This window comes from Photobacterium sp. GSS17 (assembly GCF_028621875.1).
GTDB classification, from domain to species: Bacteria; Pseudomonadota; Gammaproteobacteria; order Enterobacterales; family Vibrionaceae; genus Photobacterium; species Photobacterium ganghwense.
In genome coordinates this window covers 2773720-2788666 of the sequence record NZ_CP117517.1, presented here as the reverse complement: position 1 = coordinate 2788666, position 14947 = coordinate 2773720, and the positions used below count along the sequence as shown (strand labels likewise).

The 14947-nt window shown below is 54.3% G+C and carries 14 protein-coding genes; 8 read left to right on the top strand and 6 right to left on the bottom strand.

All coding sequences use genetic code 11. From position 1 onward, the window contains the following. Positions 1 to 45: 45 nt before the first annotated feature. A complete protein-coding gene (gene tesA / locus PGW97_RS12395) occupies positions 46 to 645 on the bottom strand; it encodes a multifunctional acyl-CoA thioesterase I/protease I/lysophospholipase L1 (RefSeq protein ID WP_047887426.1) in 600 nt (199 codons plus the stop codon). Here tesA and PGW97_RS12390 point away from each other — a divergent pair. After that, positions 644 to 1315 (top strand): ABC transporter ATP-binding protein, encoded by a 672-nt coding sequence (locus tag PGW97_RS12390; protein ID WP_047887425.1) that lies wholly within the window; start codon positions 644 to 646, stop codon positions 1313 to 1315. The genes tesA and PGW97_RS12390 overlap by 2 nt on opposite strands. Beyond that, complete coding sequence (locus PGW97_RS12385) at positions 1312 to 3759, top strand: ABC transporter permease (protein ID WP_273857432.1); 2448 nt, start codon at positions 1312 to 1314, stop codon at positions 3757 to 3759. The genes PGW97_RS12390 and PGW97_RS12385 overlap by 4 nt, the downstream gene beginning before the upstream one ends. A gap of 252 nt (positions 3760 to 4011) precedes the next feature. Here PGW97_RS12385 and PGW97_RS12380 read toward each other — a convergent pair whose 3' ends face one another. Continuing rightward, entirely contained in the window at positions 4012 to 4920 is a 909-nt protein-coding gene (locus PGW97_RS12380; protein ID WP_273857431.1) for a TIGR01777 family oxidoreductase, read from the bottom strand. A gap of 244 nt (positions 4921 to 5164) precedes the next feature. Between PGW97_RS12380 and PGW97_RS12375 the strand changes: the two genes are divergently transcribed. The 5 genes from PGW97_RS12375 to yfcE all read left to right on the top strand — a co-directional run bounded on the left by PGW97_RS12375 (position 5165) and on the right by yfcE (position 8103). Beyond that, a complete protein-coding gene (locus tag PGW97_RS12375; protein WP_047887422.1) occupies positions 5165 to 5899 on the top strand; it encodes a DUF1538 domain-containing protein in 735 nt (244 codons plus the stop codon). 18 nt (positions 5900 to 5917) lie between these two features. Further along, on the top strand, positions 5918 to 6712 hold the full coding sequence (locus tag PGW97_RS12370) for a DUF1538 domain-containing protein (RefSeq protein WP_047887421.1): 795 nt from the start codon (positions 5918 to 5920) through the stop codon (positions 6710 to 6712). Next, complete coding sequence (locus tag PGW97_RS12365; protein ID WP_047887420.1) at positions 6702 to 7052, top strand: P-II family nitrogen regulator; 351 nt, start codon at positions 6702 to 6704, stop codon at positions 7050 to 7052. Before PGW97_RS12370 ends, PGW97_RS12365 begins: the two co-directional genes overlap by 11 nt. After that, positions 7049 to 7453 (top strand): CBS domain-containing protein, encoded by a 405-nt coding sequence (locus tag PGW97_RS12360; protein WP_217392720.1) that lies wholly within the window; start codon positions 7049 to 7051, stop codon positions 7451 to 7453. The genes PGW97_RS12365 and PGW97_RS12360 overlap by 4 nt, the downstream gene beginning before the upstream one ends. Positions 7454 to 7554: 101 nt before the next feature. Next, positions 7555 to 8103, top strand: coding sequence for a phosphodiesterase (yfcE, locus tag PGW97_RS12355; protein WP_047887418.1), 549 nt, complete (start codon positions 7555 to 7557; stop codon positions 8101 to 8103). Positions 8104 to 8522: 419 nt separating this feature from the next. Here the strand turns inward: yfcE and PGW97_RS12350 are convergent, their stop codons facing one another. Further along, on the bottom strand, positions 8523 to 9284 hold the full coding sequence (locus tag PGW97_RS12350; RefSeq protein ID WP_273857430.1) for a sulfite exporter TauE/SafE family protein: 762 nt from the start codon (positions 9282 to 9284) through the stop codon (positions 8523 to 8525). 359 nt (positions 9285 to 9643) lie between these two features. Between PGW97_RS12350 and focA the strand changes: the two genes are divergently transcribed. Continuing rightward, a complete protein-coding gene (gene focA / locus PGW97_RS12345) occupies positions 9644 to 10495 on the top strand; it encodes a formate transporter FocA (RefSeq protein ID WP_047887433.1) in 852 nt (283 codons plus the stop codon). Positions 10496 to 10633: 138 nt separating this feature from the next. On the opposite strand, the gene PGW97_RS12340 is transcribed toward focA, so the two are convergent. From PGW97_RS12340 to PGW97_RS12330, 3 genes are all read right to left on the bottom strand, one after another. Beyond that, the gene (locus PGW97_RS12340; protein WP_273857429.1) at positions 10634 to 11071 is read right to left on the bottom strand and encodes a DUF3291 domain-containing protein; all 438 of its coding nucleotides are present in this window, start codon (positions 11069 to 11071) and stop codon (positions 10634 to 10636) included. A gap of 320 nt (positions 11072 to 11391) precedes the next feature. Continuing rightward, positions 11392 to 13545 carry a phosphate acetyltransferase gene (gene pta, locus PGW97_RS12335; RefSeq protein ID WP_047887414.1) on the bottom strand — a complete coding sequence of 718 codons (2154 nt, stop codon included), beginning with the start codon at positions 13543 to 13545 and terminating at the stop codon, positions 11392 to 11394. A gap of 173 nt (positions 13546 to 13718) precedes the next feature. Then, entirely contained in the window at positions 13719 to 14915 is a 1197-nt protein-coding gene (locus tag PGW97_RS12330; protein ID WP_217392716.1) for an acetate kinase, read from the bottom strand. Positions 14916 to 14947 lie beyond the last annotated feature (32 nt).

Genomic DNA, 14947 nt, shown 5'->3' with positions numbered 1-14947 from the left:
GTTAGGTCTGAAAGGTGAAACTTACTGGCAAAGCCGTACTCTGATTTACAGGTGCGGCGCGACTTCCTGCGCCATAAACTCGGCGATCCAGGGTTGGGCGGCGGCGGTCGGATGCAGCCCGTCCTCCATCATCCAGTCTGGTTTCAGGATGATGTGTTCCAGAAAAAAGGGCAGCAGCGGCACCTCATATTCTTTACTGATGTCCTGATACAACATCGCAAACTGCTGACTGTAGCGTTTGCCGTAATTAGGCGGGACATAAATCTGCATTAACAACGGCTTTGCCCCGCTGGCTTCGATTTGGGTGATCATCTCTGCAAGGTTATTGCGTATAGTTGAAGGAGGAAAACCGCGCAGGCCATCGTTGGCACCCAGCTCAATGATCACATAGGCGGGCTTATGGCGCGTCAGCAAAGCCGGTAGCCGGGCCAGGCCGTTCCCGGTCGTATCGCCGGAAATACTGGCATTGACGACGTCAAGACGGCGGCCTTTTTTGTCCAGCTCATCGGCCAGTAAGTTCGGCCAGCTTTGTTCGGCTGACATTCGGTAGCCGGCGCTGAGGCTGTCGCCCACCACAACCAGAGTACTGGCCAGGCTCAGGGGCGCTAAGAGTAACAATAAGATAACTGAAAGGAATCGTAACATGTCTACATCCGTGATAAAGGCTGTCTCAGTGTCCAAGCAGGTAACGACGGCATCGTCGTCTCTGACCATTCTGCAGGATGTTTCTCTCGAGGTCGAGCAGGGGGAGGCGATCGCGTTGGTCGGCGTCTCCGGGGCGGGTAAATCCACCCTGATGACATTACTGGCAGGACTGGACTTGCCGACCCACGGAGACATTGAGTTACTGGGAAATGCTCTGAGCCAGATGGATGACGAAGCCCGTGCAGCCTTGCGCAGTGAATCGGTTGGCTTTGTTTTTCAGAGTTTTCTTCTTATTCCCTCACTGTCGGCGCTGGAGAATGTGATGCTGCCTGCAATCATCAAAGGGGAGGTTTCGGACGAATCCCGGGCTCGCGAATTGCTGAATCAGGTTGGCCTCAGCGGCCGTGAAACGCACCTTCCCAGCCAGCTTTCCGGCGGTGAGCAACAGCGGGTGGCCCTTGCCAGGGCGTTTATGACCTCGCCCAAAGTACTGTTTGCTGATGAACCGACCGGGAATCTTGACCAGCACACGGCCGCAACCGTGATTGAGCTGCTATTTGCCCTTAACCGGGATCACGGTACAACGCTGATTCTGGTCACCCATGACCCGTATCTGGCGGATCGCTGCGACCGAACCCTAACACTGGAAAACGGCAAGGTGGTGGCATGACCGATATGAGTGACACCCGAGTGATCACGGCATCTGCCAACCACTCTCTGATGCTGAAATGGACCTGGCGGGAATTGTGGCAGGGGCAGTTGTGGCCGGTCGCTGTTGCGCTGACCCTCATCATAGCCTGTGTCTTTGCGCTGGCTGCACTGGTGGTGCGGGTGGAAAAAGTGATGGTGGCGCAAGGGCGCTCGATGATCGCAGCCGATTTGGTGCTCAGGGCATCCAACCCGATTTCGCCGGATCTGATTGCTCAGGCTCAGCGTCAGGGGCTGGTTATTTCCCGCCAGACCCGGTTTGGCACCATGGCGTTCAGTGATTCGGCTATGCAGCTGGTGAGTGTCAAAAGTGTTGAAGGAAATTTTCCGCTCAGGGGAGAGCTCAGCCTGAAAACGCCGACCGGGATGCATCACCAGGTGTTACCCGGCGAGCTGTGGCTGGATGAGCGCCTGTTCGGGCTGCTGAATGTGAAACCCGGTGACAGCCTGGCAATTGGTGATGCTGAGCTGGTGGTCAGCGGCACTATAGTTCAGGAGCCGGAGCTGTCGTTTAATCCTTTCAGCCAGATGCCGGCGGTGATGATCCATGCCGATGATCTGGCTCGCACCGGTGCCATACAACCTGGCAGCCGGGTCAGTTACCGCGCTTATTTCAACGGCGCTGACAATCAGCTGGCCGCCTTACAGCAAGCCGTGACGCTGACACCGGATCAACGCTGGATCAGTGAGACGACTCAGGGCCGTACCGGCGATATGCTGGACAAAGCCCGTCAGTACCTGTCTCTGACGTTGATTCTGGTGATCCTGATGGCGGCCGCTACGCTGGTGCTGACCTGCCTGCATTATGTTTCGACCCGCACTGAAACGGTAGCCATGATGAAAAGTCTCGGCGCCAGCAAGCGCTGGCTGTGGCGCTGGCTGGCACGTCAATTGGCCATGTTGTTTGCTGTTGCTGCAACCGCCGGCATTACTCTGGGATGGCTGTTGGAGTATCTGCTGCGGGTGCCGCTGCACGATATTTTGCCGGATCCTTTGCCGGACATGGGCTGGACGCCGGGAGTGGTCAGCTTGTTGGTGGCGGGGTTGGTGGCACTGCCTGGAATGGGGATCGCCTTGATGCGACTGGTTGACGCTCCGGCGATTTCGGTGATTCAGCAGCAGGTGGACTGGCCTGTACAAAAGCGGGGGTACTGGCTGCTGGTTCTGCCATTGGCGGCGGCACTGCTTTGGTTTGGCCAGAACACGTTGGTCTGGATGACCCTGGCCGGGTTGCTGGTGGTCTTAGCCGTGCTGGCCGGGCTTGGTGTCGCACTGGTGCTGTTGCTCAAGCGCGGGCAATGGGGGCCGGCAATGACGCTCGCCCTGAGCCGGATCAGCCGCAGCCGGATGGCAACCGGTGCGCAGCTGGCGGCATTGACCAGCTCGCTGATGCTGCTGACGGTTATCTGGCTGCTGCGGTCCGATTTGCTGGCTGACTGGCAACAGACGTTACCGCCGGATGCGCCCAATGTGTTTGCTCTCAATATCAGTCCTGAACAGCGTGAAGAGTACTTATCCACTCTGGATGCCGAAGGGGTGATTCGCTCGGACATCTACCCGGTGATTCGGGGGCGTCTGACCCATCGCAACGGCGAGGATTTGCTGGCCGGAGAGCGTGAAGAGCAAGACGATGCCCTGCGGCGTGAACTGAATTTTACCTGGCGTAAAGCCATGCCGGTCCATAATACGCTGATGGAAGGACGCTGGGGCGAACCGGGCAGTGTATCGGTGGAGTCGGGTATTGCAGAGCGGCTGGGCATTGTGCTCGGGGATACCCTGACGTTTTCCGTTAACAGCCAGCCGTTCACGGCCAACGTGTCCAGTATCCGCGAAGTGGAGTGGCGCAATATGCGGCCAAACTTTTTCTTTATCTTTGCCCCGGATGTGATGGAGACTCTGCCTGCGACCTGGCTGGTCAGTTACCGGGTTGAGGACGGGCAGAGTGCGTTGGTCAACCGGTTAGGACGGGATTTCCCGACCGTCACCTTGCTGGACCTGCGGACCATGGCGACCCGGATTCAGGGCATCATGCAGCAAATTTCCCTGTCGCTGTCGGTGCTGGCGGCGCTGGGGGTGATCAGCGGTTTGCTGCTGGTTCTGACCCTGTTACGGCTGAGTATGGCGCAGCGGCGCCAGGAAATTCGGCTGTACCGGACCCTCGGCGCCAGTAAAAAACGGATTGCCGCAACGGTATGGGGGGAGTTTGGCATTATGGCATTGCTGGCCGGCGTGCTGGCTGCGGCAGCCGCGGAAGTGGTTGTAGCCGCTCTGGTCAAGTGGGGATTCGAGCTGCCGGTGCAGGGGCATCCGGTGATCTGGCTGGTCGTGCCTGTGTTGTCATTGCTGCTGGTGGTCGTGATTATCCGCAGTATGCTGCGGGATTTGTTGGAGCCGGTACGAAGCTAGCTGCCAATGGCTTATATTATCCAATGCGTAAGCAGAAACAAAAGCATAAGCAGTGCAGCAAGGCCGCCTGAACAGGCGCAAGAAGTTACGGGCTGATATGCCATGGCTTTGAATGAACACGCCCGAACAGGAGATAATTTCCGGTCGGGCGTGGGAGGCATCTGTTTATGTCCCTTGGTCTTGCTTTCTCAGCGGCGAAAACGCGCGACATGCCGTTGTCGCAGGACAGATTTGGATCGAAATCCGAACAAGTCAGTGGCTCAGTAAATCGGTCAATGCCTGCGATAAGTGTCGGTGGTGAAATTCAAATCCCAAAGTGGTCAGCTTCATCGGAATCGCGCGTTGCCCTTCCAGCAGGAGTGATGCCGATTCACCCAAGGCCAGTTTAAGGGCAAACGCCGGGGTAAACAGGAAATGCGGCCGGTGCAGGGTACGGGCTAACGTGCGGCTGAAGACCTTATTGGGTATCGGATCCGGCGCGGTCATGTTAAACGGTCCCTGGGCATCCTGAGTGTGGAGCAGAAATGTAATGGCGCGCACCATATCATCCAGGTGAATCCACGGAAAATACTGCTTACCATCGCCAATCGGCCCGCCGAGTCCGAGTCGGTATGGCGGCAGCATTTTGGCCAGTGCACCGCCGTGTTTGGCCAGAACGATCCCAGTTCTGAGCAGGCAAACCCTTGTGGCATCACTTTCGGCTTCACGGGCGATGTTTTCCCATTGCTGACACACGTGGTGGGCAAAATCGTCAGCTGCGACGTGAGCCGGGATGTCAAAATGTTCGTCAATGACGGTATCGTGCTGATCGCCGTAAATGCCCACGGCGGAACCGCTGATAAAAGTATGAGGTGGCTGCGCACTGGCCTGTATTTTTGCGACCAATTGCCGGGTGATTTGCCAGCGGCTTTCACAGATCAGTGCTTTTTGTCGGGGTGTCCAGCGTTTATTGATGATGGGTTCACCGGCCAGGTTGATGACGGCATCATAACTGTCGAAGGATGCCAGTTGATCCAAATCGCCGATCGCCTGAACATGGCTACCCAATTGTTCACTGGCTCGGGCGGGGTCGCGGCTTAAAACCGTAATGCGGCAATCGCGCAGTTCACTAATCAGTGCCGAGCCAATAAACCCGGTTCCGCCGGTAATGAATATCTTCATGGCATCCTCTCAAACCTCGCCCATAGACTGTCCTCTACAAGTATATCCAAACCAATAGGTTGCGACACTATCTGTCACCGTTCGTTCTCCACATCAGGAATGTGGGTCAGTTCTCGTGACGGCAAAAAAGTTGTGTCAATTTGTAACCGGCGGATTACTGTTAATTGATAGCAGTGTTTTTTGTATGGCTATGTTTAACGCCAGAAAGATCGGTGACCGCGGGCGGTTGGTTCAGGGAGGGGGAATGTCAGCATTGTGGGTGTTAATGAAGTCCCTGCTTGCCAGTTTGCGAGATCTGATGCCGATAGTTCTGGTGGTCGCGTTTTTTCAGCTCGTCGTGTTACAGCAGCCATTGCCGCACCTTGGCTCAATTTTGCTTGGGTTGGGATTTGTGGTCATCGGTCTGACGCTGTTCGTGCTGGGACTCGAAATGGGGCTGTTCCCGATTGGTGAATCGATGGCCAGAGCCTTTGCGAGCAAAGGTAGCCTGGTGTGGCTGATGGTGTTTTCATTTTGTCTGGGATTCGGCACCACGATCGCTGAACCGGCACTGACGGCAGTAGCCTCGGAAGCGGCTAATGTGGCCTCTGAGGCCGGAATCTTACAGGATGGTGCACAGGCCCGGGAAGATTACGCAACCGGACTGAGGCTGACAGTGGCGGTGTCTGTGGGTCTTGCCATCATGCTGGGGGTGATCCGTATCCTTAAAGGCTGGCCGATTCATAGGGTGATTATCGGCGGGTACATTCTGGTGATGATTATGACCTGGTTTGCCCCGCCCAGCATTGTCGGAGTGGCCTATGACTCCGGCGGAGTCACGACGTCGACGATTACCGTGCCGCTGGTGACCGCGCTCGGGGTGGGGTTAGCTTCGTCCATCAAGGGACGCAACCCGATGGTTGACGGGTTTGGCCTGATTGCCTTCGCTTCGCTGACCCCGATGATTTTTGTCATGGCCTATGGCATGTGGGTGCACTAACGGGAGCCGAAGAAAGTCATGACGGAAACCACAGCCCTGAGCATCCACTTCTTTGAAACGCTGCTATCCACCCTGCGGGATGTACTCCCGATTGGCATTATTATTTTTGGTTTTCAGCTGGCGGTATTGCGGCGACCGGTCGCGAACTGGCCGCGGGTGGGGCTGGGTTTTGTGTATGTGATTCTGGGGCTGTCGCTGTTTCTCATGGGATTGGAGCTGGCGTTGTTTCCGCTCGGGGAATCGATGGCCCGGCAACTCACGGCTCTGGATTTTCTGTTTGGTGCCGGGGAGAGTGTGCCCGCGACTGTTCATTGGCAGGATTACTACTGGGTGTACCTGTTTGCCGCTGCCATCGGCTTTAGTACCACAATCGCGGAGCCATCCCTGATTGCCGTTGCGATTAAAGCCAATCAGGTCTCGGGGGACACCATCAGCGTGACCGGTTTGCGAGTGGCCGTGGCACTGGGGGTGTCGCTGGGGATTTCGCTGGGCAGTTACCGGATTGTCGCAGGCGATCCGTTGCATTATTACATCCTGACCGGGTACGTAGTGGTCGTGATCCAGACGCACTTTGCCCCGAAAGCGATTGTGCCGCTGGCTTATGATTCCGGCGGCGTCACAACATCGACCGTGACAGTGCCGATAGTGACGGCGCTGGGGCTGGGACTGGCATCGACCGTTCCGGGGCGCAACCCGATGCTGGACGGGTTTGGGCTGATCGCGTTTGCCAGCTTATTTCCGATGATTACCGTGATGGGCTATGCCCAGCTGTCGCAATGGCACTCTGCAAGGAGACAAAAAGATGCGCTTTAAGCTGTTGATTGCCTTCGTGGAAGACACGAAAACGGACGCCGTGCTGGATGCCGCCCGAAAGGCGGGAGCAACCGGCGCGACGGTGATTAACAATGCCCGTGGTGAAGGGCTGTTCCAGAAGAAAACCTTTCTGGGACTGGGGTTGGATGTACAGCGGGATGTGATCCTGTTTGTGGTGGAGGAGCATCTGGCGCGTACCATACTGGAGACAATCGAAGAGGCGGGCGATTTTGATACCGAATCGGGACAGGGGATCGCCGTTCAGCTGGATGTGGAAGATGCCGTAGGGGTCGCCCACCAGGTGCGGACATTGACCAAAGTGGTGGAGGAAAAACTATGAGTAATGACAAGGTCGTACGGGTAAGGGATGTCATGATGAACACTTATGCCATGGTTGAAGGGGTGACCACCGTGGCAGAAGCCATCAGGATTGCCAAGCGCCGGCAAATCAAAGCGCTGATTGTCGATAAGCGGCATGAAGATGATGAATACGGTATTGTGCTGATGAATGACATCGCCAAAAAAGTGCTGGCGCTGGATCGCTCACCGGAGCGCACGAATGTGTATGAGATCATGACCAAACCGGCGCTGTCGGTCAGTGCCGATATGGATGTGCGCTATTGTGCCCGCTTGTTCGAACGGTTTGGCATCAGCCGGGCCCCGGTGATCGAAGACGGCGAAATCCGCGGTATGGTCAGTTATAACAATATTGTTCTGAACGGCATGCTGCGGGAAGAGTAGCCGCCGTGACATGACTGGCGTGTCTTGGTGGTGAGTCATGGCATTCCCGGGTGGCAAGGTGTAGGATCTGGCTACCTGTTCCAAAAAAGAAGATACATGGCATGAAACTCTTTTTTGCCTCCGATATTCACGGCTGTGCTGACAGCATGCGTCGTGCCCTGACTGCTTTTGAACAAAGCGGTGCCGAGCATTTTATTTTGCTGGGGGATGTGCTGAACCACGGCCCACGTAACCCGTTGCCAGCGGGTTATGCCCCGACCGAAGTGGCTGAGATGCTGAACCAGTACGCAGAGCGTATTACGGCTGTTCGCGGCAATTGCGACAGCGACGTTGATCAAATGCTGCTGGATTTCCCGATGATGGCCGATTACAACCTGGTGTTACTGCCAAATGGCCGTCGGCTGTTTCTGACCCACGGCCACCTGTACAACGGCGACAAGCATCCGCGTCTGCGCGACGGCGATGTGATTGTATCCGGGCATACCCATTTGCCGGTTGCGGAGCAACGCGGGGCGCTGTATCTCTTCAACCCTGGCTCCATTACCATTCCTCGTGGTGAGCATCAGGCCAGTTACGGTCTGCTGGAAGATAACACGCTGAAAGTGGTAACGTTCGAAGGCGAGGTGATTTGCCAGGTCGAGCTGCGTTAAGTTCGTCACTCCCTAAACCGAACTAGCCTAATGTACCGTCTTGCGCTGTTTTGCGTTGTCGCGCACAGTTCGCCGCAATGGCGAAGGCCATTCTTGTGAAGAAGCTCCGTGTTGTGAAGAAGGTCAGTGTAGTGAAAATGATGCTTGCGAAGGTGGTACTTGCTGGGGTGATGCGAAAAACGGAAACAGGCTGCTCAGGCTGCCTGTTTGTTTTTGGATAATCCTTGCAAGTTGGCTTAAACCTGTTTGTGGCGCGATATATCTGCTTAGACAGCGCCCCTCAAACCGTGTCTCTCAGAAGATGAGAAGATGCCGCTTTGCAGGGAACCGTTTCAAACAGTGCCGTTTCAAATAGCATTGTTCCAATTAGTGCTAATCATACCGCACCTTTCATTTAACCCGCTTCAGATTGCGCTGCCTTACATCCCCAGTAGCAACTTGAAGCCAATCAGGAACGTCAGTACCTCAAAGCATCGTTTGATCAGCCGGTTACTTTTCTGGGTTGCCAGATGAGCTCCCAGATACCCTCCCAGCAGCGAGCCGGCCAGTAGAACCGGAATCCACGGCCAGTATATCTCGGCCCCTGCCACATACATGGTAACCGCCCCGATTCCATTCCAGAACAATCCGACACTGACCAGTGTCAGGGCGACGGCCTGCTTGTAATCAAAACCGAACCAACGGATCAGAAACAGGGTGACAAATAGCCCTGTGCCCGCAGTCAAGGAGCCATTCAACACCCCAATCGCCGCCAGTCCGATGCCGCCGATCACCATGCCAGCCAGATCCCGGTGGCGTGGCTGGGTGTCCTGCCCGAGAGATGATTTCGTCAGCGAGTAGATCCCCAGCCCGAGAATGAGCGCGCCAAGCAGCGCTTCTGCCACTCTGCCCGGGATAAACAGGATCAGGTTGGCACCGGCAATGACCCCGACCATCCCGGCCAGAATGACATAAATCGTTAAGGTCCAGTCGAGCGTGCCGGCCCGCACATGTTTGAGGGCCGCTCCAAGTCCCAGGGCCACGCTGGCAACTTTATGGGTAGCCAGTGCAATGGCAAAAGGTAGCCCGAGAAAGATCAGCAGCGGAAATTGTATGAGTCCGGCCCCGCCGCCGGACAGGGAAGCGAGTGTGTTTGATAAAAGCGAGCCGATAAAAAGGCCCATTGAGCTCAGAAAATCCATCGTGGAAGGTTTCGCCTGCGTCCTGCAAAAACATTCACCTTAGCGGCTTTTACCATCGGAATCTACTACGGCCTCACGCAGGTGACAGCGGGGCATAGTCCGACAGGAGAGCGGAATCGGCAAAACTAAATGTGGCTTAATATTTATGCGTGTGATTGCAAGATTGATGGTTTGAGAGGATCTGGTCAAGGAATTGTTCCCGGATGTTTACATTTTCTGTTGATTCGGGATATCCGAAATATCTGTTCGTATATTTCGAGTTTTTGTTGATCTGAGTGCTTGAACTTTCGATGCATTCGGTTCAATATCGCGCCTCACCTTTTTATATGTGTTACAAATTGTGTCAGGTGCTCATCACCATGTATCAAAATCAGTTTGATGCGCTGTTACCGCCTCAGATGGCGGAACGAGCTGCGGAAATCGGGGTCGGCAAGGCAACCAAAGACCCTGTGAAATCGCTTCTGCTGGCTATTACGGCCGGGATGCATATCGGGATTGCCTTTGTCTTTTATACCGTCGTGACCACTGGTGCCGGTGACATGCCGTGGGGGATGTCGCGGTTCGTGGGCGGGCTGGCTTTTAGTCTGGGGTTGATCCTGGTTGTGATCACCGGTGGAGAGCTGTTTACCAGCTCGGTGCTGACGCTGGTCGCGAGGGCGAGCGGTAAGATTAGCTGGAAAAGCCTGTGGCTCAACTGGGGGGTCGTTTACGTCGGCAACCTGATTGGCGCTCTGCTGCTGGTGGTGATCATGCTGATGACCAAGCAGTACATGTCAGCAAACGGCGAACTGGGGATCAATGCCATGCATATTGCCCAGCATAAGCTGCATCATGATTTCTGGCAGGCCGTTGCGCTGGGCGTTATGTGTAACGTGCTGGTGTGCGTCGCGGTCTGGATGACGTTCAGCGGCCGTACGCTGACTGATAAGATTCTGGTTATGATCCTGCCGGTGGCGATGTTTGTCTCATCCGGTTTTGAGCACTGCATTGCCAACATGTTTCAGGTGCCGATGGCGATTGGTATCAAGCATTTGGCCAGCCCTGAATTCTGGCAAATGACCGGAATGAATCCGGCCGACTTTGCCGATCTGACGTTCAGCAACTTTTTCATTAATAACCTGATCCCAGTGACCATCGGTAACATTATCGGTGGGGGAGTCTTTGTCGGGATGGGTTACTGGATTATTTACCTGCGTGGTCACGACAACTGATGGCGTGATGCCGCGGGTAAACAACCGTGTTCTACATTGCTGACTTACCCTTTGTGAGTCAGATATCTCTTGCTTGTATTGAGTCTAACCTTTGCCGCTGCGGAAACCCCCAGCGGCTTTTTTTTGTAACCGGCAGGCTTAGCGACATGGAAAGGGGCGCCTGAAGGTAAAAGCATGCGGCGAGTCAGCATGCTGGCGTAAGTACAGTAAGCGGGATTTGGCTTCCTCGACTGTCGGAATATAGCCGTCCGGCACCCACCACAACACATACGTATCCTCGGTCAGAGGATAAAACCATTCGCTCTTACGTCGCATGAAATCCCGATGGTGTGTCCGGAACATGAAGTCTTTGAGCGCATCGACGGATTCCCAGACCGACATATTGACGAGCATATCGGGGTCGCTGAATGCCTTAATGGACGTCGCATCACCGGAATCATCTTTAAGTCGCCAGATAAAGCCATCGCTGCGTTCGGCAAGGCGATTAATGGTATCAAGGTTATCGACAAAATCCTTGAGTTCAAGGGAATCCAGCGGATACCGGGCTTTGGCGATATTCAGTTGAGCCAGCTTCATGTTTCCTCCATCTGTCGAAACCGGGTGGGCCAAGGTTATTGTTCAGTTATGGCATGGGGTGGGGGCTATGGTTAGCATTGAGGCGGACGCACCGCGGAGGAATTGTAAAAGTGAGGAATATCGCAAACTTTTGCGGTTTTCATGGTTGCAGCGTGTAATGTGGCTTTTCTGTTTACTGGCTGATCAAATCTAAAAAGATAGATGTTGTTTTTTGGTGGAAAATAGTACCGATGAGTGCCGTAGCATAAAAAAACGCCCCGGCATTGGCAGGGGCGTTTCATCATTCAGACTAACCGGCAGTAGGCCGATAGGTACTGTGATTAGGCTTTAGCATCTTCAGCTTGTTTCGCCTGAATCGCTGTCAGTGCAACGGTGTAGACGATGTCGTCAACCAGTGCGCCACGAGACAGGTCGTTTACAGGCTTACGCATGCCTTGCAGCATTGGACCGATAGAAACCAGGTCAGCAGAACGCTGTACCGCTTTGTAAGTGGTGTTACCTGTGTTCAGGTCAGGGAATACGAATACTGTCGCTTTACCCGCTACCGGAGAGTTCGGTGCTTTAGAAGCGGCAACGTTTTCCATGATAGCTGCGTCGTACTGCAGAGGACCGTCGATCACTAGGTCAGGACGTTTTTCCTGAGCGATGCGAGTCGCTTCACGTACTTTCTCAACGTCTGCACCCTGACCAGATGTACCAGTAGAGTAAGAGATCATTGCAACGCGAGGCTCGATACCGAACGCTTTTGCAGAGTCAGCAGACTGGATAGCGATTTCCGCCAGTTGCTCAGACGTTGGATCCGGGTTGATCGCACAGTCACCATAAACCAGAACCTGGTCAGGCAGCAGCATGAAGAACACAGAAGACACCAGAGATGCACCCGGTGCCGTTTTGATCAGCTGTAGCGGTGGACGGATAGTGTTTGCCGTCGTGTGAACCGCACCAGATACCAGACCGTCAACTTCGTCACGCTCAAGCATCATAGTACCCAGTACCACTGTGTCTTGCAGTTGCTCACGCGCAACCACTTCAGTCATACCTTTGTTCTTACGCAGCTCAACCAGACGTGCTACGTATTGCTCACGTACCACTTCAGGGTCGATGATTTCAACGCCAGCACCCAGAACAACGCCTTGTTGTTCTGCAACACGCTTGATTTCAGCCGGGTTACCCAGCAGCACACATTCCGCGATACCGCGTTCAGCACAGATAGCTGCTGCTTTAACGGTACGTGGCTCGTCACCTTCAGGCAGTACAACGCGCTTAGCCGCGGCACGGGCAAATTCAGTCAGCTGGTAACGGAATGCTGGCGGGCTCAGGCGACGCTCGCGAGTTGAACCTTCAGACAGAGATTCAATCCACTGGCCGTCGATGTGGCTAGCCATGTATTCGTTAATCAGTTCAACGCGCTCTTTGTCGTCTGCTGGTACTTCCAGGCTGAAGCTCTGCAGGTTCAGAGATGTTTGCCAAGTGTTACCTTGTGCTGTCATCACTGGCAGGCCAGTGTCAAATGCACGCTTACACAGATCCATCACAGCTTTAGGCAGTTCATAGCCGCCAGTCAGCAGCAGGGCACCGATTTCCACGCCGTTCATCGCTGCCAGACACGCTGCCACGATAACGTCAGGACGGTCTGCTGAAGTTACCAGCAGAGAGCCTGGGCGGAAGTGCTCAACCATGTTCGGGATAGAGCGTGCACAGAACGTGATGCTCTTGATGCGGCGAGTTTTGATTTCACCCGGGTTAACGATTTCAGCGTTCAGGTGCTTCGCGATGTCAGTGGCACGCGTAGCGATCAGCTCAGCACTCCAAGGCGCACAACCCAGTACGCGGATTGGGCTTGAGTTGAACACCTGCATCACTTCTACGTGAGAAGGTACAGTTGCTTCTGCATCATCAAAAATTTCAGACAGATCAGGACGAGTACGGCCTTCAGCGTCAACCGGTGCGTTCAGTTTGTTAACGATAACACCAGCGATTTGCTTGTTCTTGATGCCGCCGAAGTTAGAGCATGCAACTTCGATACGCTCTTTCAGCTGAGAAGGGTTGTCAGTACCTGGTGCAACAACGAACACGATTTCCGCGTCCAGTGTCTTTGCCATTTCGAAGTTGATTTGGTTCGCGAACGGATGCTTGCGAGTTGGAACCAGACCTTCGATCAGGGTAACTTCAGCACCGGCAGTCGCTTCTTTGAAACGAGCAACGATGTCTTCCAGCAGCACGTCGCTCTGATCGTTACGGATCAGCTCTTCAGCGCTAGCCATTGAGAACGGCTCAGCCACTTTCATGTCGCTGTTTGCAGTGATGATAGTGGTTGTCAGATCTGGCTGCTCACCGCCGTGACGAGGCTGCGCGATAGGCTTGAAGAAAGAAACGCGAACACCTTTGCGTTCCATGGCACGAAGCACACCCAGGCTAACGCTGGTCAGACCAACTCCGGCGCCAACCGGAACAAGCATGATAGTACGGGACACTATAGATTCCTCAACTATTCAGGAAACAACTGTGCTGTTCAATAACGATGAATCACCGGTATTGGACAGCACCTCAAAAAGCGGATAACTCAGTCTGTGGCACGTTGCCGGGGCAGACTGGTTATGTGAAAACGGCCGGCCCAGGCCAGCCGTCTTCAGACTCATGTCGCGGATTAGATGTCAGCCAGACGAGCTGTATCTTCAGCGATAACAAGTTCTTCGTTAGTAGAAACAACCATTGCAGGAACACGGCTGTTTGCAGTAGTGATCACACCTTCACCACCGAAGCGAGCTTTCAGGTTAGCTTCGCTGTCTACTTCTACACCCAGGATAGCCAGACGGTTCAGAACCATCTCACGGATTGGTGCAGAGTTTTCACCGATACCACCGGTGAAAGTGATTGCGTCCAGACGGCCTTCCAGAGTTGCAGTGTAACCAGCAACGTATTTCGCCAGACGGTGGCAGAACACGTCCATTGCACGCGTTGCTTCTTCTTTCTGACCGTAGTTGTCTTCAACAAAACGGCAGTCAGAAGTCACTTCAGTCAGACCCAGCAGGCCAGACTCTTTAGTCAGCATCGTGTTGATTTTCTCAACAGAGTAGCCCAGTGTGTCGTGCAGGTGGAAGATGATTGCAGGGTCGATGTCACCACAACGAGTACCCATTACCAGACCTTCAAGCGGAGTCAGACCCATAGATGTATCTACAGACTTACCGTTCTTGATTGCACAAACAGACGCACCGTTACCCAGGTGGCAGTTGATGATGTTCAGTTCTTCTTCTGGCTTGTTCAGCAGTTTCGCAGTTTCGCGAGTGATGAACAGGTGAGAAGTACCGTGCATGCCGTAACGACGGATACCGTGTTCTTTGTACAGGTTGTATGGCAGTGCGTACAGGTACGATTCTTCTGGCATAGTCTGGTGGAACGCAGTGTCAAATACCGCTACGTTCTTCAGGCTTGGGAAAGATTTTTGTGCCGCTTTGATACCGATGATGTGCGCTGGGTTGTGCAGCGGAGCCAGAGTAGAACACTCTTCGATACCTTTCAGTACGTCTTCACAGATCAATACTGACTGAGTGAACTTCTCGCCACCGTGTACTACGCGGTGACCGATAGCTTTCAGGTTTTCTGCTAGTTCAGGCTTAGATGCAAGGATAGTATCTACCATGAATGCCAGCGCTTCTTCGTGCGCAGCGCCTTCGCCCAGTTGTGCTTCGTGCTTACCGTCAAGTTTCCACTTGATACGAGCTTCAGGAAGGTGCAGACATTCTGCAAGACCTGTCAGGTGCTCTTCACCAGATACCGCGTCAACAACAGCGAACTTTAGAGAAGAACTACCGCAGTTAAGTACTAAAACCAGCTTAGACATGAGTGACTACCTATAATCTGTCTGAAAGTTGA

Coding starts and splice junctions, on each gene's coding strand:
- PGW97_RS12390 (WP_047887425.1), top strand. CDS start 644: ATGTCTACATCCGTGATAAAGGCTGTCTCAGTGTCCAAGCAGGTAACG.
- PGW97_RS12330 (WP_217392716.1), bottom strand. CDS start 14,915: ATGTCTAAGCTGGTTTTAGTACTTAACTGCGGTAGTTCTTCTCTAAAG.
- yfcE (WP_047887418.1), top strand. CDS start 7,555: ATGAAACTCTTTTTTGCCTCCGATATTCACGGCTGTGCTGACAGCATG.
- PGW97_RS12375 (WP_047887422.1), top strand. CDS start 5,165: ATGTCAGCATTGTGGGTGTTAATGAAGTCCCTGCTTGCCAGTTTGCGA.
- PGW97_RS12340 (WP_273857429.1), bottom strand. CDS start 11,071: ATGAAGCTGGCTCAACTGAATATCGCCAAAGCCCGGTATCCGCTGGAT.
- PGW97_RS12360 (WP_217392720.1), top strand. CDS start 7,049: ATGAGTAATGACAAGGTCGTACGGGTAAGGGATGTCATGATGAACACT.
- PGW97_RS12385 (WP_273857432.1), top strand. CDS start 1,312: ATGACCGATATGAGTGACACCCGAGTGATCACGGCATCTGCCAACCAC.
- PGW97_RS12350 (WP_273857430.1), bottom strand. CDS start 9,284: ATGGATTTTCTGAGCTCAATGGGCCTTTTTATCGGCTCGCTTTTATCA.
- PGW97_RS12365 (WP_047887420.1), top strand. CDS start 6,702: ATGCGCTTTAAGCTGTTGATTGCCTTCGTGGAAGACACGAAAACGGAC.
- PGW97_RS12380 (WP_273857431.1), bottom strand. CDS start 4,920: ATGAAGATATTCATTACCGGCGGAACCGGGTTTATTGGCTCGGCACTG.
- PGW97_RS12370 (WP_047887421.1), top strand. CDS start 5,918: ATGACGGAAACCACAGCCCTGAGCATCCACTTCTTTGAAACGCTGCTA.
- focA (WP_047887433.1), top strand. CDS start 9,644: ATGTATCAAAATCAGTTTGATGCGCTGTTACCGCCTCAGATGGCGGAA.
- tesA (WP_047887426.1), bottom strand. CDS start 645: ATGTTACGATTCCTTTCAGTTATCTTATTGTTACTCTTAGCGCCCCTG.